General features: G+C 63.8%; 14 protein-coding genes. 7 read left to right on the plus strand and 7 right to left on the minus strand.

The genetic code is table 11. The features are described from left to right. Positions 1-194: 194 nt before the first annotated feature. Together AC6I97_RS17200 and AC6I97_RS17205 are read left to right on the plus strand one after the other, a co-directional pair. Positions 195-1,967, plus strand: a complete 1,773-nt coding sequence (locus tag AC6I97_RS17200; RefSeq protein WP_497947162.1) for a sensor histidine kinase — start codon at positions 195-197, stop codon at positions 1,965-1,967. Next, positions 1,960-2,619, plus strand: coding sequence for a response regulator (locus tag AC6I97_RS17205; RefSeq protein WP_224092025.1), 660 nt, complete (start codon positions 1,960-1,962; stop codon positions 2,617-2,619). Before AC6I97_RS17200 ends, AC6I97_RS17205 begins: the two co-directional genes overlap by 8 nt. 13 nt (positions 2,620-2,632) lie before the next feature. On the opposite strand, the gene AC6I97_RS17210 is transcribed toward AC6I97_RS17205, so the two are convergent. After that, positions 2,633-3,025 carry a RidA family protein gene (locus tag AC6I97_RS17210; RefSeq protein WP_497945522.1) on the minus strand — a complete coding sequence of 131 codons (393 nt, stop codon included), beginning with the start codon at positions 3,023-3,025 and terminating at the stop codon, positions 2,633-2,635. A gap of 69 nt (positions 3,026-3,094) precedes the next feature. Further along, complete coding sequence (locus AC6I97_RS17215) at positions 3,095-3,607, minus strand: GNAT family N-acetyltransferase (RefSeq protein ID WP_224166906.1); 513 nt, start codon at positions 3,605-3,607, stop codon at positions 3,095-3,097. Positions 3,608-3,659: 52 nt separating this feature from the next. On the opposite strand from AC6I97_RS17215, the gene AC6I97_RS17220 reads away from it, so the two are divergent. The 5 genes from AC6I97_RS17220 to AC6I97_RS17240 all read left to right on the plus strand — a co-directional run bounded on the left by AC6I97_RS17220 (position 3,660) and on the right by AC6I97_RS17240 (position 8,347). After that, on the plus strand, positions 3,660-3,977 hold the full coding sequence (locus tag AC6I97_RS17220; protein WP_497945523.1) for a hypothetical protein: 318 nt from the start codon (positions 3,660-3,662) through the stop codon (positions 3,975-3,977). A 165-nt stretch (positions 3,978-4,142) separates the two neighbouring features. Then, the gene (locus AC6I97_RS17225; protein WP_497945524.1) at positions 4,143-5,261 is read left to right on the plus strand and encodes an ABC transporter substrate-binding protein; all 1,119 of its coding nucleotides are present in this window, start codon (positions 4,143-4,145) and stop codon (positions 5,259-5,261) included. A gap of 2 nt (positions 5,262-5,263) precedes the next feature. Then, positions 5,264-6,193, plus strand: a complete 930-nt coding sequence (locus tag AC6I97_RS17230) for an ABC transporter permease (RefSeq protein WP_497945526.1) — start codon at positions 5,264-5,266, stop codon at positions 6,191-6,193. Next, a complete protein-coding gene (locus tag AC6I97_RS17235; protein ID WP_224166902.1) occupies positions 6,169-6,912 on the plus strand; it encodes an ABC transporter ATP-binding protein in 744 nt (247 codons plus the stop codon). The genes AC6I97_RS17230 and AC6I97_RS17235 overlap by 25 nt, the downstream gene beginning before the upstream one ends. A gap of 67 nt (positions 6,913-6,979) precedes the next feature. Further along, positions 6,980-8,347 (plus strand): LLM class flavin-dependent oxidoreductase, encoded by a 1,368-nt coding sequence (locus AC6I97_RS17240; RefSeq protein ID WP_309927701.1) that lies wholly within the window; start codon positions 6,980-6,982, stop codon positions 8,345-8,347. Between the two features lie 44 nt (positions 8,348-8,391). Here the strand turns inward: AC6I97_RS17240 and AC6I97_RS17245 are convergent, their stop codons facing one another. The 5 genes from AC6I97_RS17245 to AC6I97_RS17265 form a co-directional block, all read right to left on the minus strand. Continuing rightward, on the minus strand, positions 8,392-9,600 hold the full coding sequence (locus tag AC6I97_RS17245; RefSeq protein ID WP_309927700.1) for an AAA family ATPase: 1,209 nt from the start codon (positions 9,598-9,600) through the stop codon (positions 8,392-8,394). Between the two features lie 33 nt (positions 9,601-9,633). Beyond that, positions 9,634-10,458, minus strand: a complete 825-nt coding sequence (locus AC6I97_RS17250; RefSeq protein ID WP_497945529.1) for an inositol monophosphatase family protein — start codon at positions 10,456-10,458, stop codon at positions 9,634-9,636. Further along, positions 10,455-12,752, minus strand: coding sequence for an NAD-dependent DNA ligase LigA (gene ligA, locus AC6I97_RS17255; protein WP_497945531.1), 2,298 nt, complete (start codon positions 12,750-12,752; stop codon positions 10,455-10,457). Before ligA ends, AC6I97_RS17250 begins: the two co-directional genes overlap by 4 nt. A 67-nt stretch (positions 12,753-12,819) precedes the next feature. Continuing rightward, positions 12,820-17,280 carry a type VII secretion EssC family protein gene (locus AC6I97_RS17260; RefSeq protein ID WP_497945532.1) on the minus strand — a complete coding sequence of 1,487 codons (4,461 nt, stop codon included), beginning with the start codon at positions 17,278-17,280 and terminating at the stop codon, positions 12,820-12,822. After that, positions 17,277-17,981 carry a hypothetical protein gene (locus AC6I97_RS17265; protein ID WP_224092011.1) on the minus strand — a complete coding sequence of 235 codons (705 nt, stop codon included), beginning with the start codon at positions 17,979-17,981 and terminating at the stop codon, positions 17,277-17,279. Before AC6I97_RS17265 ends, AC6I97_RS17260 begins: the two co-directional genes overlap by 4 nt. Positions 17,982-18,012 lie beyond the last annotated feature (31 nt).

Consider the following 18,012-nt stretch of genomic DNA (forward strand, 5'->3'; position numbering starts at 1 on the left):
GGCTCCTTACTACTGTGAAGGGCACCACTTCGATGTGATGCGCACTACAGACGTTATAGTGGCGCCCGTCACGGGCTGGGGTTTCGGGGAATTGTTGGGAATACTGATCATTGCGAGCGTTTTGCGCATTGTGCTCAGTGCTTCAATGGAGCTGGAGGAAAGGAGTAACGGTGCCGCGCTTTAGCAGGGTCAGTATGCGTTTCTCCACCCAGACGCTCCTCCTCCAACTGGGGGTAGTTCTGCTTGTAGTGCTCCTGAGCGGTGCAGTCCACGCTTGGCTGGTTTACGAACGGATCGGCGACGAAGCCGAAAACCAAGCACTCACCCTCGCCCGCACAGTTGCGGCGGATCCCGACATCAGGGAAGACGTCCAGGCCATCAGCAAAGAAGAAGGAACCCCGCCAGCCAGCGTTCTGGCGGCCGGCCCCTTGCAGGCAGCAGCGGAAGCGGCCCGGGTCCGCACCGGGGCCCTCTTCGTAGTCATCACGGACGAAACCGGACTCCGGTTGGCCCACCCGGAAATTGCGCGGCTCGGTGAACGCGTCAGCACAGACCCCTCAGTAGCGTTGGCAGGCCGGGAAATCACCACCCGCAACACGGGCACTCTGGGTCCATCAGCGGGCGCCAAGGTGCCGGTGTACGCACCCTCGGCTGACGGCCAAGGTACTGAGGGCACAGCCACGGCTGGATCAATCGTGGGCGAAGTCAGTGTGGGCTACTCCATGGAGTCCCTCAGCAAGAGCCTGGCACAGGACATTGTGCCCATTGCCCTGACCGCCGGCGGCGCACTCCTGGCTGGCGTCCTGGCTTCATTCCTGCTCCGGCGCCGCCTGCAGCGCCTCACGTTGGGCTTGGAACCAGAGGAGATCAGCACCCTGGTCCACGATCAAGTGGCAGTACTCCAGGGCGTGGACGAGGGCGTGATCGGTATCGCTGCCGATGGACGCATCTCCGTGTTCAACGCCGCTGCCGCCAGGCTCCTGGACCTGCCCGACGCCACCGGACAGGACTGGGCTACAGCCAACGTTCCCGGTCAACTCAAGCAGCTCACCCAGCCGGCAGCCCGTGACGCCGAAGCCGTGGAACTGGTAGCCGGTGGACGGGTCCTGGTGGCCAGCGCCCGAAAAGCCTGGCACCGCAAGGAAGACCTCGGCTGGGTGGTCATGCTCCGCGACCGCACCGAACTGCAGCAATTGACCCGCCAGCTGGACGCCGTGGGAACCATGTCCACCGCCCTGCGTGCCCAGCGCCACGAATTCGCCAACCAACTCCACACCATTGCCGGCTTCATGAGCATCGGCCAACACGAGCAAGCCAAGGAATATCTGGCAAGGATCTCCGCCACCGGCCCCCTCAAGTTCCCTGTGGAGCAGGCGGAACTCCTTCAGGACACGTACTTGCAGGCTTTTGTCGGCGCCAAGAGCGTGGAGGCCTCCGAACGCGGAGTGGCGCTGAGGATCGGACCGGAAACGTTGGTCCGGGGACACGTGGCCGATCCGCAGGACGTCACCACAGTGCTCGGCAACCTGATCGACAACGCCGTGAGTGCCGCCGTCGCCGGTTCCGCTTCGGAGCGCTGGGTGGAAGTTGAGTTGCTTGACGATGCCGGCCAGAACAACGGAATCCTGCACATAGTGGTCGGCGATTCCGGAGACGGTTTGGGGAACCTGGAACCTGAGGAAGTCTTCGCTGAAGGATTCACGACGTCGGAACAACCGGTGCGCCAGGGGGCCGGACAAGGTTTGGGCTTGGCTTTGGTGCGGCAGTTGGCCCGGCGCAGGGGTGGGGACGTCCGCGTCCTGGAGGTCGGCAGGAAAGGCGGCCCCGGAGCTGTCTTCATGGCCACAATTCCTGGCGTGATGGGGCGATCGGCCGACGCCGGCGCTGAAGCCCCAACCGGCACGGCGGCTGGAAGGGAAGCTGGCCGGGAGGCCGGAACAACAATGCGGGAGGACAGCAGTGGCTGAGGATTTGAGGGTGCTCATTGTGGACGACGACTTCCACGTTGCCCGGCTGCATGCAGCCTACGTGGACTCAGTGGCCGGATTCATGGCGCTCGCTCCGGCCGGTTCCGCGTCGCAGGCTTTGCAGGCGATCCACAGCCTGCGTCCTGACCTGGTGTTGCTGGACGTCTACCTGCCCGACGGTTCAGGTCTTGATTTGCTGGGCCAGCTGGACATCGATGCCATCATGCTGACAGCGGCCTCTGATGCCCCGTCCATCAGGGTTGCCATGCGGCGCGGCGCGCTGGGATACCTGCTAAAGCCATTCACCGCGGAATCCTTGTCCCAGCAGCTGAGGTCCTATGCCCGGTATCGCCGGATTCTTGGACAGCAAACGGGCGTTGACCAGACCACGATTGAACGTGCCAAGCGGGCACTGATCCCAGGTGACGTGACGCCCGCTCAAAAACCACGCTCGGCAACCGAAGCGGCGGTCCTGGAATCGCTGCTTCCGGGCGAACAGTACTCGGCCGCCGAAGTCGCGGACCGGGTGGGCGTTTCCCGGGCGACGGCGCAGAGGTACCTGTCCTCGCTTGCCGACGATGGCGCCGTCGAAATCCAATTACGCTACGGAAGCACGGGCCGCCCGGAACACCGCTACGGCATCCCGGGCTAACCCAAGCAGGGCCTTACGCGGACTTCTGCGCGACGAGCTCGATTTCCACCAGCATCCTGGAATCCAGGAAGGGCAGCACGTGCACCAGTGCCAGGGTGGGACGAATCTCTCCGAAAACCTCGCCGTGGGCGCGGCCGGCGTCTTCCCACTTGCTGATATCCGTCAGGTACAGCTTGGACTGAACGACGTCCTCGTAGGAGAACCCCGCTTCTTCCAGGACCGCTCCGAGCTTCTTAAGGATGTATTTGGTCTGCGAGTAGAAGTCATCGCCGACGATTGCATCCTGCCCATCAACGACGCCGGAAGCCGCCGTAGCAGAAATGAAGAGTGTGTTGTCCACCTGGACCGCGCGGGAGTACCCCAGGGTCTGTTCCCAGACGGAACCCGTGCCATATGTCTTGCGCATGCCGCGCCTTTCCTGATCGCTGTGCCCGTTCCGGTTGTACAAACCCGGCGGGGTTTACGAAAGGAAACTTTATGGCTGCTGGAGGTCCAGCCTGTAAACGAACAGCTTTATGTCGGTGCCGGGCACGAACCAGTCGCGGTGCGGAGCGCGGGCAAAACCGGTCCGGGCATAGAGGGCATTGGCACTCTCCCACGTGGCTCCCGTAGTGAGGGAGACAGCACCGATGCCGTCCATCGCTTTGGCTTGCTCGACGACGGCCTGCACCAAAGCCCGTCCGGCGCCGGAACGCTGTACAGCGGGATCTACCACCAGGGTGCGCAGTTCCAGTTCGTCTTCCAGGCCGATGTCAGAGAATCCGCCACCGGCCGGTGCTGCCGTGACGGAACCGATCACCTGGCCATTGCGTTCCGCGACGAAGATCTCGGCGTGCTCCGCGCGCGCTGCCACGTCCTGGAGTTGCTGCAGGTACGGGTGGTCCGCGCTGCCGTAGTACCCCGCGGTGACGTATGAATCCTGCGTGATGCGGGCAACGTCGTCATAGTCTTCGGGCAGGGCTGGGCGGACAGTAATCGACGAATGCACTTATCAATGGTAGTGGCGCGGTCACCGCACAATACGCCAAACAGCCCTTTCCGTGACCGAACTATCAGTCAGCCGCGGAATTTCCGACGGCGGATTGTTGCGTCACGTTGTCCCCTTGCCAGTCCTTGGGCACCCTTTTGTGTTGCTTTCCATGGCCCTGGATTGCGTCCTGTGGCGTGCCGTGAAGCCCGGTTTCCCGCTGTTGCGGGCACGTGTCGAAGAGCTGGCGAAGGGTGCGGGGACCGTGCTTGAGTTGCCACACGGCAACCGCACATTGCCCTTCACCGCGCTAAACAAGCTGCGGATTGGAGATCCCTGGGGAATACCGATCACTAAGAAATACCGATCACCAGGAAACACCGATCCCTAAAAAATACAGAACAGGAGGAACGATGCCCCAGGCCCATTTCAGCGCGACGCAGGCTCGCACCTGCTGTCCGTCCTGCCTTCAGAAATAAGCGATCCGCACCACCGCCGCCCGTATGAGCCCTTGGCTCCGGGCTGCGGCGACCCACCCGCACCTGAAAGGCTTTACATGTCCGCGTCCCCCCGCGTTCGAACACGGATCAACACAAATCATCAACGCACTGCACCCAACCGCCGCCAAGTCCTCGGCGCCTTCATCGCCCTCCCCGCCCTCGGCCTATTGACTGCCTGCGGCGGTTCAGCCACGGCTGGTGGCGACGCCACACAGGCCGCGCAGGTCACGGCACCGCTGGCCACCTCCGTCCCGGAAGGGACCACGCTGGTGGTGGGCGACCCCACGGTACAGGTCGCCTTGGAACTCTCCGGCCTGGACAAGAAGCTCAGCTTCCCGGTGAAGTTTGCCAACATTTCCGGCGGCCCGGCCACCACCGAAGCGTTCCGGGCCAACGCCCTGGATGTCGGTTCCGTGGCCGACATACCTCCCATCCATGCCACGTGGACCGGCCTGGATGTCCGGATCATTGCGGGCGTCTTTCGCAAAGACGCCGTGAACCACCCACTTTATGAATTGGGTGTGGCCCCGGGCGCCGGGATTACGGAACTCCAGGGCCTTCGTGGCAAGAAGATCGCCTACAGTCCCGGCCAGGCGCAGGGCGCGCTTGTCCTGCGCATCCTGGAAAAGGCAGGCCTGGAACAAAAGGACGTCAAGCTCGTGGAACTGCCCAGCACCGGGGACACGTATTCCACCGCCCTGTCCAGCAAGCAGGTTGATGCTGCCCCACTGGGAGGCGTCCAAATCAAGCGATACCTGGCCAAGTACGGCGCCGACGGCGGAACCACTCTCCGGCACGGCCTCCGCGACGATCCCGGTCACCTGTACGCGCCGGCAAAGGTCTTGGAGGATCCGGCCAAGGCTGCCGCACTTGCGGAGTATGTGAAGCTCTGGGGACAGGCACAGCGGTGGGTCCAGGACCACCCCAGGGAATGGCTTGAGGGCTACTATGTCAAGAACCAGGGGCTGTCCCGCGAGGACGGCCAGTACCTGATCGATGCCGCCGGCGAGCGCGATCTCCCTGCCTCGTGGACGGAGGCCATTGCCCGCCACCAGCAAACCATCGACCTGCTGGCACGCGAGCAGAAGAAGCCCAAACTGGACGCTGCAAAGCTGTACGACCTGCGCTTCGAAGCTATAGCCGGCACGGCCTACGCTGCGGCAGGGGGCGCCTAGCCATGACAACAACTGCTGCCCAGCACGCGAATGCCGCTACCGCGCGAACCCGCACGGCTCCCCCGCAGACGCGCGACGTCGGCACCCAACCGGGCGCCGTCGTCGAACCTCACCTCGACCCGGCATTGACGGGCCGCCCCGATGTCAGGCCCGGCAGCCGCCGCCTGGGTCCTGGACCAAGACGCCGCCTGGCCGGTTTGGTGGGCCCCGCCGCCCTGATCCTGCTCTGGGTGGTTTCGGCCGCTACAGGCCTCCTGGATCCCCGGATCCTGTCCGAGCCGTGGACCGTAGTGTCTACGGCGGGCGAGCTGATCGCGGACGGCCGACTCCAGGAGAACCTTGCAATCTCTGCCCAGCGTGCAGGCTTCGGGCTGTTGTTCGGGATTGTGGTGGGAGCCGTGCTGGCTCTCCTGGCTGGGCTGAGCCGGGTGGGTGAGGCCTTGATCGATGGTCCTGTGCAAATCAAGCGCGCCATCCCCGGCCTGGCCCTGATCCCCCTGCTGATCCTTTGGTTCGGCATCGATGAAACCATGAAGGTCCTCACCATCACGTTGGGGGTGTTCGTGCCGATCTACCTGCAAACGCACGCCGGACTGCGCGGAATCGACCTGCGATACGTCGAGTTGGCACAGACAGTTGGGCTAACCCGGTCCGGGTTCATCCGTCGCGTGGTGCTCCCCGGGGCGCTGCCCGGATTCTTCCTGGGGCTCCGCTTCGCCGTCACTGGCGCTTGGGTGTCCTTGGTGGTGGTGGAGCAGATCAATTCCACCAGCGGCATCGGCTACATGATGGAGCTCGCCCGCACGTACGGCCAAACCAACATCATCGTCCTGGGCCTTGCCGTCTACGGCGTCCTGGGCCTGCTTTCCGACGCAGCCGTCCGGCTCCTGGAACGAAAGGCATTGTCATGGCAACGCACGTTGGCGGGCTGAGTGCCTCGCAGGGAGTCGGGCCGCGCACGGCACCTTCCCACGAGGTCTCCGTACGCAACCTCATCCGAAGCTTCGGTCCCAAGGGCGTGCTCAACGGGGTGGACCTGGACATCGCTCCGGGCGAATTCGTTGCCCTGCTTGGCCCCAGCGGCTGCGGTAAGAGCACACTGCTCCGTGCCCTTGCCGGCCTGGACCGGGACGTCCGCGGGAGTGGGATCGTCAAGGTCCCGGACCAGGTGTCGGTGGTGTTCCAGGACTCGAGGCTCCTTCCCTGGGACACCGTCCTGGGCAACGTCACGTTGGGCCTCAGATATGACGACGCCGATGCCCGCGGACGCCGTGCACTCGCCGAGGTGGGACTCGCCGGCCGCGAAAAGGCCTGGCCGCACGAGCTGTCCGGAGGTGAGCAACAGCGCGTTGCCTTGGCGAGGTCGCTGGTGCGGGAGCCCCGGCTGCTTCTTGCCGATGAACCCTTCGGCGCCCTCGACGCCCTGACCCGTCTGAAGATGCACGCGCTCTTGAAGGAACTGGTCGCCGCGCATCGCCCCGCCGTCCTGCTCGTCACCCACGACGTCGACGAGGCCATCACCTTGGCCGACCGCGTGATCGTCCTTCAAGACGGCCGTGTGGCCCTCGAGCGCCAGGCCGGAACCGGCGTCGGGCATTCATCGCTGAGGGGCGAGCTGCTCGCTGCCCTCGGCGTCCACGTTGGTGCCTGAAACCCAACCCACACCAGAACCCAACCCACACCAGAAATAACCCCTCACCAGAATCAAGGAGAAACCCATGCCCGCCCCACAACGCCAACTCCACCTCAACGCCTTCCTGATGAGCACTGGCCATCACGAGGCCTCCTGGCGCCTGCCGGAAAGTGATCCTTTCGCCTCCACCAAGGTGGAGCACTACCAGCATCTGGCCCGCACGGCGGAACGCGGAAAACTCGACTCCATCTTCTTCGCGGACTCCCCCGTCCTCTTCGGCGAGGTGGGCCGTCGCCCTGCCGGCAAGCTGGAACCCACGGTGCTGCTGACCGCCATCGCGGCGGCAACCCGGAAGATCGGCCTGATCGCCACAGCCTCCACCACCTACAACGACCCCTTCAACCTGGCACGGCGCTTCGCCTCGGTGGACTGGGTCAGCGGTGGTCGCGCCGGTTGGAATGTCGTCACGACGGCGGGGCCGGACGCTGCGCGAAACTTCGGCGTGGATGACCAGCCTGCGCATGCCGTCCGTTACGAGCGGGCGGCCGAATTCATCGAAGTAGCCCAGAAGCTGTGGGACAGCTGGGAAGACGACGCCGTGCTGGCCGACAAAGCGGAGGGAGTCTGGGGTGATGACACCAAGATCCGCACCATCGAGCACGAAGGCAAGCATTTCCGCGTACGTGGTCCCCTTAACGTCCCCCGTTCCCCGCAGGGCCACCCGCTGATCGTGCAGGCGGGGTCCTCGGAAGACGGTAAGAAGCTCGCCGCCCAGTACGCCGAGGCCGTGTTCACAGCCCACCAGACAGTGGAGGATGCGCAGGCTTTCTACGCCGATTTGAAGGCCCGCACCCTGGCCGTGGGGCGCGATCCCGAGGGCATCAAGATCCTGCCCGGCATCGTCCCGGTCATTGGTTCCACTGAGGCAGAAGCGCTGAAGCTCGAGCGTGAACTCGACGAGCTGATCAAGCCTGAATACGCCCGCGAACAGCTGGCAAGGACCCTGCGGGTGGCACCCGCGGACCTTCCGCTGGACCAGCAATTGCCTGCGGACCTCCCCTCCGAGGACGAGATTGAGGGAGCCAAGAGCCGGTACACGCTGATCGTGGAGCTTGCCCGCCGTGAACAGCTTACGGTCCGGCAACTGATCGGCCGTTTGGGCGGCGGACGTGGGCACCGCACCTTCTCAGGGACGCCGGAGCAAGTGGCCGATGCCATCCAGGACTGGTTCCAGGCAGGCGCCGCCGATGGCTTCAACATCATGCCGCCCGTCCTGCCGTCCGGGCTGGAGGTCTTCGTGGACCAGGTAGTGCCGATCCTTCAGCAGCGTGGCCTGTTCCGCACCGAATACACCGCGTCGACGCTGCGCGGACACTACGGGCTGGCACGCCCAGGGAACCGCTTCTCCGGTTCCGCGGCGCAGCAGCTCACATCCATCGGTTCGGCCTTCTGATGACTGGCTGGCCCCGGCCGCGTGCCTGGCGCTGTGGTTCGAGGTCAGCGTTTGGGCCAACTCCACAATGGGCCTTCCAGGGATCCGAGTCCCTTGATCCTGGTCTCGCCCAGATCCTTGTAAAGCTCGTGCTCATGGGCCGCTCCGCTTTCCCGGAGCGCCCTGAGCAGCGCTTCGGAGTGTGTCACCACGATGATCTGGCTGTTGGCACTGGCTTGGATGATAAGTCCAGCCAGTGCCGGCATCAGGTCGATGTGGAGGCTCGTCTCGGGTTCGTTGAGAACCATCAATTCCGGAGGCCGGGGAGTGAGCAACGCGGCGGTCAGGAGCAGGAAGCGTAACGTACCATCCGAGAGTTCGGCCGCTTTCATGGGCCGCAGCATCCCAGGCTGCCGCAACTCAACGGTGAAGCGGCCGTCGCTTACGGCTATTTCGAGGCGGCTTCCCGGAAAGGCGTGATCGATCGCTGCGTCCAGCTGCCGTTCAAATCCCACTTCACGCAGGGTCTGCAGCGCCGCGGCCAGGTCCTTCCCGCTGTGGTGCAGCACGGGAGTGCGGGTGCCGAGTTGCGCCTGCCGGGCCGGGGCTTCGGCATCTGTCCGGAAGTGATCGTAGAACCGCCAGGAACGCACGGAGTCCCGGACCCGCAGTACTTCAGGAGCCCGGTCCTGGTCCGAAACTTCCGTCAGCATGCTTTGGAAAGTATCCAGCCGGCGCGAGAGTTCGGTCCATTCACCGTCAGGCCCACGGAGCTTCGCAAGGCTTCCTTTGCGATCCACCAACAGGGAACCTGGCCTTGCGATCGGTCCGGAAAAGATCTGCTCGCGCTTGACCTCGGGATCCAGGCTAAAAGCCGAAGGGCGGGGCCTGCCTGTTTCCTGGTCAAAGCCGGCGCCACTGGACACGGGCATGCCCAAGTCCACAAGGTAACCGAAGTCGTCACCCGAATACCCCAGTTTCAGGTTGACGGAATCCCGGCGGACGGTACCTTGGACCGGAACTTCGCCCCGCCGCATTGCCTCGCTGATTGATTCAGGACCGGCCCACAGCGTCGATGCCAGTCCGCCATCCCTGGCCAACGATCCCACCACGTTTCCGGAGTCGCCACCGGCGCATTCGGCCAGCAGGCGCAGCGCACGGTACAGGGAGGATTTGCCACTGCCGTTGGCCCCTGTCACCACGTCCAGGCCATGCAGCTCAATCGCAAGATCGCGGATGGAGCGGTAGTTGGCGATGGCGAGGGTCTTGATCACGGCGAGGGGATGCTGGTCATGGGTACAGGAAGGTCACAGGGGAAATTTGCCGGACAGCTCCAAGGCTCCTGCGCACGTCCACGCGGCCAGGCGATCCTCAAGTGTTGGACCGCCGTCGAGTGGGCTCGCGAGCCGTGGCCTTCGCACCCAACAGCCCGCTTCTTCGGCGATCAGGGCGCCGGCAGAGAAATCATGCTCGTTCAATCCGCGCTCCCCAAAGGCGTCGTAGGTGCCATCTGCCACCAGGCACAGATCCAACGCCGCGGACCCCAGCCTCCGAACATCCGCGAAGCCGTTCATCAGTTCGGCGAGGCCTTCTGCCTGATTGGCACGGGTATCGGGATCGTAACTGAATCCCGTGGCAAGGATGAGGCCGGTGCGTCCGGGAACGGGGCCCGCCAAACGGGTAGTCTCCCCCGCGACTTCCAACCAGGCGCCCCCGCCCCGGGCGGCCGAGTAGACCCGACCCAGGGCCGGCGCATGAACTACTCCCGCCAGCCAGACGCCGTCGGCATCCGCCACGGCCACCGACGTGGCGTAATAGACGATGTTGCGGATGAAGTTGGTGGTGCCATCAAGGGGATCAATGGACCAGCGGTAACCCGAGGCTCGCTGGGGCCGGGTGGTGCCGTGCTCCTCCCCCGTGATGGCGTCGTTCGGCCGGGCCGCAAGGATAGCCTCGCGGACTGCGTTCTCTGCTGCGACGTCGAACTCGGTCACCCAATCGCCGGCATCGCCTTTGTTGGATATTCCCAATCCCACGCCGCCTGTGCCCGCGGCAGCCCTCCGGGACAGGACAGCCGCGCCCGCAGCAGCAGCGTGTTTCGCTACGGCGAGCAGCTCGATGGCGTCGGTCATTCTGCTTCTGCTTTCACTGTCTCTGCAGCATCGGCCTCGGCTGCAGCGTCAGCGTCGGCCTCGGTGTTCGCCGGGCCCTTCTCCAACAACTCGCGGAAGCCGTCCTCATCCAAAATCGGAACACCGAGTTGCTCGGCCTTATCCAGCTTGGTCCCGGCACTTTCACCAGCCACGAGGTAGCTGGTGTTCTTGGACACCGAGCCGGAGGCCTTCCCGCCACGAATGATGATGGCTTCCTTGGCTTCGTCCCGGCTGAAGTTTGGCAGGGTCCCCGTAACCACGATGGTGAGGCCCTCAAGGGTTCGCGGCACGCTGGTATCGCGTTCGTCTTCCATCCGCACTCCGGCAGCTGCCCAGCTGTCCACGATCTCGTTGTGCCAGTCCACGGCGAACCATTCCTTCAGGGCCGCCGCGATGGTGGGTCCGACGCCGTCAACATGCGCAAGCTGCTCTTCACTGGCGTTGCGGATCGCGTCCATGCTGCCGAAGGCCGTCGCAAGGGCACGGGAGGCTGTGGGTCCCACATGGCGAATGGACAATGCCACGAGGACACGCCACAGAGGCTGCTTCTTCGCTTTCTCCAGCTCGGCAAAGAGTTTTTCCGTGGTTGCCGTTGGCTTTGAAGGCGACTTGGCCGTTCCCCTTGAGTAGAAGTACGGAACAAGCTCATACTGGCCCGTGCCTACGCCCTTGGACCTCTTCTCCCGGCGGATCATGACATTCGCCAGATCCTCAGGCTTCAACGTGAACAGCGCGGCTTCGCTGGTCAACGGAGGAGTCTCCGGCTCTGCCGGCTGCGTCAAGGCGATCGCTGCTTCCCAGCCCAGGGCCTCGATATCGAACGCACCGCGGCCAGCCAGATGGAAAACACGCTCACGCAGCTGCGACGGGCAGGACTTGGCATTGGGGCAACGGATGTCCACGTCGCTTTCTTTTGCCGGTGCCAATGGCGTACCGCAGGACGGGCACTCGGTGGGCATCACGAATTCGCGCACGGGTGGGTCCTGTTGGTCTCGCAGCGCCAGCACGGGTCCAACGATCTCGGGGATCACGTCACCGGCCTTGCGGAGAATCACGATGTCGCCGATCATGACGCCTTTGGCCTTGACCACATCCTGGTTGTGCAGAGTGGCCATTCCCACGGTGGAACCCGCGACCTTCACCGGCTCCATCATTCCAAACGGCGTGACGCGCCCCGTGCGGCCCACGTTGACGAGGATGTCCAAAAGCTTGGTGTGGACTTCCTCCGGCGGGTATTTGTAGGCGGCTGCCCATCTGGGGACGCGGGAAGTGTAGCCGAGGGCGCGTTGTGTGGCAAAGTCATCAATTTTGACCACGATGCCATCGATTTCATGAAGGAGGTCGTGCCGGTGCTCGCCATAATGGGCGATGAATTGCAGGACGCCTTCAAAGGAATCCAGAACCTTGAAATAGGGGCTGACAGGCAGCCCCCAGTCAGCCAGCAACTTATAGGTTTCGGATTGGCTCATGGCATTCAGGCCCTCCCGGGCACCGATGCCGTGAACGAACATGCTCAGTGGACGCTTTGCTGTTTCGGCCGGGTCCTTCTGGCGGAGCGAGCCCGCAGCCGCATTGCGTGGATTGGCGAGTGGGGCCTTGCCTGCTGCAACCAGGGCTTCGTTGAACTCAACGAACGCCTTGGAAGGAATGAATACTTCCCCACGGATTTCAACTTCCGAAGGATAACCCGAGCCGCTGAGTTGACGCGGGATCTCCCGGATGGTGAGCACGTTATGAGTGATGTCCTCACCTGTTGTGCCGTCACCCCGGGTGGCAGCGCGCACCAATTTCCCGTCCCTGTACAGCAGGTTGACGGCGAGTCCATCGATTTTCAGTTCAGTCAGCCAGGCAATGGGCGGGACGCTGTCCCCGAGCTTGGCCACGGAAGCTTCAGCCTTACGTACCCAGGCTTCGAGCTCCTCAAGGGAAAAGACGTCGTCCAGGCTGTACATCCGCTGTAGATGCGCGACGGCAGTAAAGGCGGCAGAGACTTCGCCGCCGACTTCCTGCGTAGGCGAGTCATTGGAAACGAGTTCCGGATGCAGCGCTTCGATTTCTTCCAGGCGACGGTAGAGTTCATCGAACTCGGCGTCGGAAACCGTGGGCGCGTCCTCTTGGTAATAGGCATACCGGTACTTGCGAACGAGGTCCGCAAGTTGCTCATACTCATCCCGCAGGCTTTCCGACGGAGGTGCTCCCTCTTCTGCGACGATGGCCGCAGCGGCATCCTGGGTTGTGGTGTCGACCGGATCTGGATTCTCTGGTGTGCTCACAGGTCTATCTTGCCGCAAGCCGCGGACATTATTGTCCTGGCGGAGTGGGGCCCGTACCAGCCAGTTCCTAGCTACGGTTCTCCGGCGGCATGGCGACCTGCAGCTTGCGTACCTTTCCACGTCCCACGATGTACCCGCGGCCAGGGATGAAGTCCTTGCTGATCCGGCCCAGCGAGGTGTTAAGGAGGGTATCCCCCTCCACATCCCCAGGGTTGAGCAACAGTCCACGCCTGCCCGATTTGAAGGGCTGGGCCAAGGACCATGCCTGGGACCACGTGGACGTTTCGGATTCGCCAACAACCCATTGATCGGCCTTGATGGCAGCCGTGACCAACCGTCCCACGCCCGATTCCGCCAACGTGTCCGTGAACTCCGTCAGGCCCTCTATGAAGATGGCCATGGTGCCCGGGTTGTCCGTGGCTTTGTCGATGAGATCATCCACCACGTCCGAGACCTCGTCAGGCCCCACCAGGGACCTGCTCCAGATGTTCAGGGAGGCAACCGCAGAGCGGCGGGAGCCGATGTAGATAAGGTCCGTCCGCGGGTTGGACCGCCGCAGGGCATACGCCAACGTGACCAAGGCAACTGTGCGTCCGGCACCCGGCGGTCCCGCGAGCAGAAGCGAACCCTTTGCAGCGATGGTGGCCGAACCCAAGGTCTCATCGTCCACGCCAATAACAGGATTGTCCGGGGCGCCCGTGGGCAGGATATCCAAATCCACGAGTTCCGGAAGCCGCTGTATCTTTGGCGCCTGCTCCAGGCCCTGGCGCACCATGGCCTGGCTGAGTTTGGACACTTCGCGGGCCTGCAGCGCCAGGTTCGAGTTGCCACCCAGCACGGCTAGTTGGACTTCCAGGCCATCGAGCAAACCGCGGCCGGGGGGCGAGGCTGAGTTGAGGACGTCCTTGGGCACATCGAGCGTCATGTAGTCGTCTTCGGAGCTCAGACGCAGGACCAGGCGTTTTTGGATCGAGGCAAGGAGCGACGCCGGCACGGAGTTGGTTCGGTCACCGCTCACTACCAGGTGGATACCAAGGGGACGTCCATCCGTTGCCAGCTGGAGGAAGATGTCCCACAGCGCGGACAGGTTGCTGTACTCATAGCCTTCACGGAAGGCGGACATGCCGTCCACCAGGATGAAGATACGCTTTTCGTCCGGACGGTTTGCGAGCTGCCGGTATTCAACAATGGTGGAGGCCCGGACCTCGGCGAACCGGGCGGCGCGGTCATCGGCAATTTCCTTGAGCCAGCGCAGAAGGCGGCCAACCCGCTCCACATCGTCCCCGTTGATGACCTCCCCCACGTGCGGGAGTCCCTCCAGCATCTTCAAACCTGAAGACCCACAGTCGATGCCATACACGTGGACGGGCCCACCACGAGGTGTGACGGCGGCGGCGATCGCGATTCCGCGCAGCGCCGCCGACTTGCCCGAACCACCCGTACCGTAGACGGCCATGTTGCCGTCCTTGTCCGGTTCATAGAACACTGTGGGCTGGTCCTGGTGTGCGGGGTCATCGGCCACGCCCAGCAGGAGCCGCTCGTCCGTGCGCGGGTTTGGCAATTTGGAGAAGTCGTAGGTCATGGCGAGTTCGTTCAACCACGGCTTGCGTGGTGGCTCAATCGCCAGGAAGTCCGCGGCCCGGATAATGTTGCCTGTCATTCTGGCGATGTCGTTGGGGCCCGCAGGTTCTTCCTCCACAGCTGTGGCAGGCGGCGGCTCCCAGGAGGGACCGGATCCGAAGGCCATCTCCACGATGTCGATCCGGGGGCGCTGCGGCTTCTCGGTGGTCCAGCCACCCGCGTATCCGGTCTGGAACCCCTGGATGCGGCCCGGGCCGGTTTTCGCCGCACCACGGCCTGGAATGGACGGGTCGAAGTATGCCGCCGTGGGGACGCCAAGAATGTCCACGGCATCCACTTCATCAGCCATGCGCAACGCGACCCGGAGGTTCGTGTTTGCACGCAGGTTGTCCTTGATGACACCCGCGGGGCGCTGGGTGGCGAGGATCAGGTGCAAACCCAGCGAACGTCCACGGGCAGCAACGTCCACCACGCCGTCAACGAACTCAGGGACTTCGGTGGCAAGCGCCGCGAATTCGTCCACGATGATGATGAGGTACGGCGGCGCCTCGGGGTCTGCTTCCCGCTGCAGCGCCAGCAGGTCCTTGGCCTTCTTACGGTTCAGCAGGCGTTCCCGATAGTGAAGTTCGGCCCGCAACGAGGTCAGGGCCCTGCGTACCAGGTGCGGAGACAGGTCGGTGACGAGCCCCACGGTGTGGGGCAGGTGCAGGCAGTCCGCAAAGGCGGCACCACCCTTGTAGTCCACGAACAGGAAGCTGACGCGGTCCGGGCTGTAGGCCGCTGCCATTCCCATCACCCACGACTGAAGGAACTCCGATTTACCTGCGCCGGTGGTTCCGCCCACGAGCGCGTGGGGTCCTTCATTCTTAAGGTCCAGGTAGAACGGTTCAACGCCCTTGGAGCCCACCAAGGCACGCAGGCTTCCGTTGTCCTTGCGGTTGGGCACCGCCGTGGCATGGACTGAATTGTTCTCCTGCCAGCGTTCGGCAACGGCCTGCGGGTTGTCCATGAGTTCCTTGCCGATCAAAGTGGCATAGGAAACGGCACGCGGGAGGTCCGAATCGTCCTCGAGCGGATTTCCGACATCCACCAACGGCGACATCATGCGCGCCAGCTGCGTGGCGAGACCGGCGTCGAGGCTTTCGCAGCTCACAGGGTAGGTGTGGCGGCCAAGCCGTACTTGGCCGGTAGTGGTGCCGTGATCGCCGTCGACGGAGAGGAAGTCCCGGCAAGCAGCAGGCAGGGACTGCACATTCGCTGCCACCCACATGACGTGCACCCCGAAGTCCGGGCCGCGTTCCACCAGCCGCGTCAGCCGTCCCCGGTCCACAGGTGCATCGTCCTCAACGACCACCAGGACAGCAGGTACCACGGGGCCTGGAATCTCTTCGTGCTCGTCCTTGAGCGCGGGGCGTGGCTGCGGACCAGGCTCATTGGCCTGGGCCTCGCGCTGCTCCACCAAGTCCTCCAGGCGCGAGAGCAGCGAGGCACCGGCAGCAGGGCCGGCGGCCAGATGGTCGCCGGAGAGCGGGCTGTGACCGGAACCAACGTGCGGGAGCCACTGCAACCAGTCCCAGCGCTCACGCGAGCGGGCCGAGGTCAATGCAGTCAGCACCACCTCCGCAGGCGAGTGGAGTCCCACCAGCTGAAGCACCATGCCCCGGGCGACATCGTCCACCACGTTGCGGTCCCCTGCCACGCCGAACGAACCCGAAGTGCGCAGCTGGGACACGATCGGCACGCCATCAATGACACGGACCTGCTGCAGGCATTCCTGGATTTCCCTCATGTACCGGGGTTCGGTTTCGTTGGCACCGGGTTCTTCGAACTGAATCCGCGACGGCGAAGATCCGAGTCCGAACCGGACACCAAGGAAATGCTGATGCTCAGGACGGTTGGTCCACAGGAGGGGGCCGAGTTTGTAGATCGCATCCACGGTATCGCTGACCGATGGTGCTTCCTGCAGCCGCACGGCCCGTTCAATGTTCTGTTGCCGGTCAATGTCCTCCCGGAACGCAAGCATGGAAGCCTGGAACTGCTTATGGCCTTCCTTCGCCTGGCGCTTGCCCTGCATCTTGTGGTCCACATAGTGGCCAACGATGAACAGCGGCATCATGGCCATGAAAAGCACCGAGAGCAGGTTCTGGGTGAAGGCGAAGAGGACGCCACCCATCAGCAGCGGTGCGATCAACATGATGTACGGGAATGGTTGGTGTTCAGGCCGTTTCGGCCCGGCCGGCGGCACACGTTTGGGAGACTCAAACCTCGGCAGCACACGAGGCGAGCGGTTGAAGTCCACCAGCGGCGATGATGGGCCGCCGCCATGGTTCCGCGACAGTGACACAACCCCAACGGTGGTATCGCCCAAGGTCACCGTATCGGAGGATTCAAGCGTTGCCCGTGTGACCGGCAAACCTTCCATGAGGAGTCCGTTGGCCGAGTTCGTGTCCACGATCTCCACGGTCTCGCCAACTGTGATGCGTGCGTGGCGCTTGGACGTCAGCGGATCCGAGAGACGGATGTCCGCGTCCCTGTCCCGGCCGATGTAGCTGGTGCCGAAAGGCAGCGAAAATTCGCGTCCGACGTCGGGCCCTGACATGACGCGCAACGTCGCCGCGGCTGGTCCCCGGTTTTGGCCGTTGGTACCACCGTTACCGTTCGACGCGAACTGCTCGCCCACCTGCGCGAGCGAAACCTTGGAGCCGGGCCGCAGTCCGGACTCGAGCAGGTTGTCCGAGGGCCTGAGGACATGGCCGGAAAGCCCGCCGCCCACGAACGCTTCGTCCACGCTGATGGACAGGTTCGACGGCGGTTCGGTGCCCTTGCGCGCGGGGTCGGCAACCCAAAGTTCGGTGGCGATGTCCGCCACGGTGGCGCGACCATCCACCGTAACGGCGAGGTCCTTCGCTTCCGCGGGGTCTCGCCGCAGGGTCAAGCGGAACTTCATGCTTCGTCTACTCCAGACATGGATTCCAGAAGGTACAGGTCCGCGGCTGTTACCAGGTGCGAGGTCACGGCGTGCTCCACCAAGCGGGCACGGCGGTTGGTGGCGAGTTTGCCGGCGCCACCACGCAGGCCCACTACGCCCACGCGGTCCAATTTGTCGCAGACGTTGTCCAGCTTGCGATTGAAGCGGGTCAGGGCCCAACCAAGCCTCTTGGCCGCCTCCGCCGACGACGGAATAGCGCTGAAGCCGGTGCCATCACGGCGCAGCATGGGCTCAGCGAGGGCGACGATCAGGGCTTTCTGCGAGTCGGTAAAGACCACAGGCCCGATGGTGGTGTCCCCCGCTTGGTCCTCGTCCCTGGCTTCATGCCGGAAGGACGGCGTCTTCAAATGCACGGCGAACTCGTACGTGGTGGGCCCCGCAGTGAAGATGACGTTGGTGTGGCTGAAAACGAGTGGAATCCGCGCGCCGGGAGCCAGCCAGGCCTGCATGCCGCCCGATCCGTCCGCGACCGTAGCAGAGAGCATGCTGCCTACGTTGCTGAGCCACCACATGCCGTCATACCGTGCAATCTGCAAAAAGCGCCGATGCAGGTAAGGGTTGTCGTCAACCTCCAGGTCGCCTTCCCTGCCGATGTCAAAGACGTCTTCGTCGGATGGTTCGTACCATTCGCCACAGAAATCTATTGCTAGATCCCCCATGATCTGTGCCTCCTCAGATGGCCGTAAAAGA

The organism is Arthrobacter sp. TmtSoilC48 (genome assembly GCF_059739425.1).

Excerpts from the sequence above, each read along its gene's own strand:
- AC6I97_RS17200 (WP_497947162.1), top strand. The coding sequence starts at position 195 with ATGCGTTTCTCCACCCAGACGCTCCTCCTCCAACTGGGGGTAGTTCTG.
- AC6I97_RS17210 (WP_497945522.1), bottom strand. The coding sequence starts at position 3,025 with ATGCGCAAGACATATGGCACGGGTTCCGTCTGGGAACAGACCCTGGGG.
- AC6I97_RS17225 (WP_497945524.1), top strand. The coding sequence starts at position 4,143 with ATGTCCGCGTCCCCCCGCGTTCGAACACGGATCAACACAAATCATCAA.
- AC6I97_RS17230 (WP_497945526.1), top strand. The coding sequence starts at position 5,264 with ATGACAACAACTGCTGCCCAGCACGCGAATGCCGCTACCGCGCGAACC.
- AC6I97_RS17235 (WP_224166902.1), top strand. The coding sequence starts at position 6,169 with ATGGCAACGCACGTTGGCGGGCTGAGTGCCTCGCAGGGAGTCGGGCCG.
- AC6I97_RS17240 (WP_309927701.1), top strand. The coding sequence starts at position 6,980 with ATGCCCGCCCCACAACGCCAACTCCACCTCAACGCCTTCCTGATGAGC.
- AC6I97_RS17250 (WP_497945529.1), bottom strand. The coding sequence starts at position 10,458 with ATGACCGACGCCATCGAGCTGCTCGCCGTAGCGAAACACGCTGCTGCT.
- AC6I97_RS17260 (WP_497945532.1), bottom strand. The coding sequence starts at position 17,280 with ATGAAGTTCCGCTTGACCCTGCGGCGAGACCCCGCGGAAGCGAAGGAC.
- AC6I97_RS17265 (WP_224092011.1), bottom strand. The coding sequence starts at position 17,981 with ATGGGGGATCTAGCAATAGATTTCTGTGGCGAATGGTACGAACCATCC.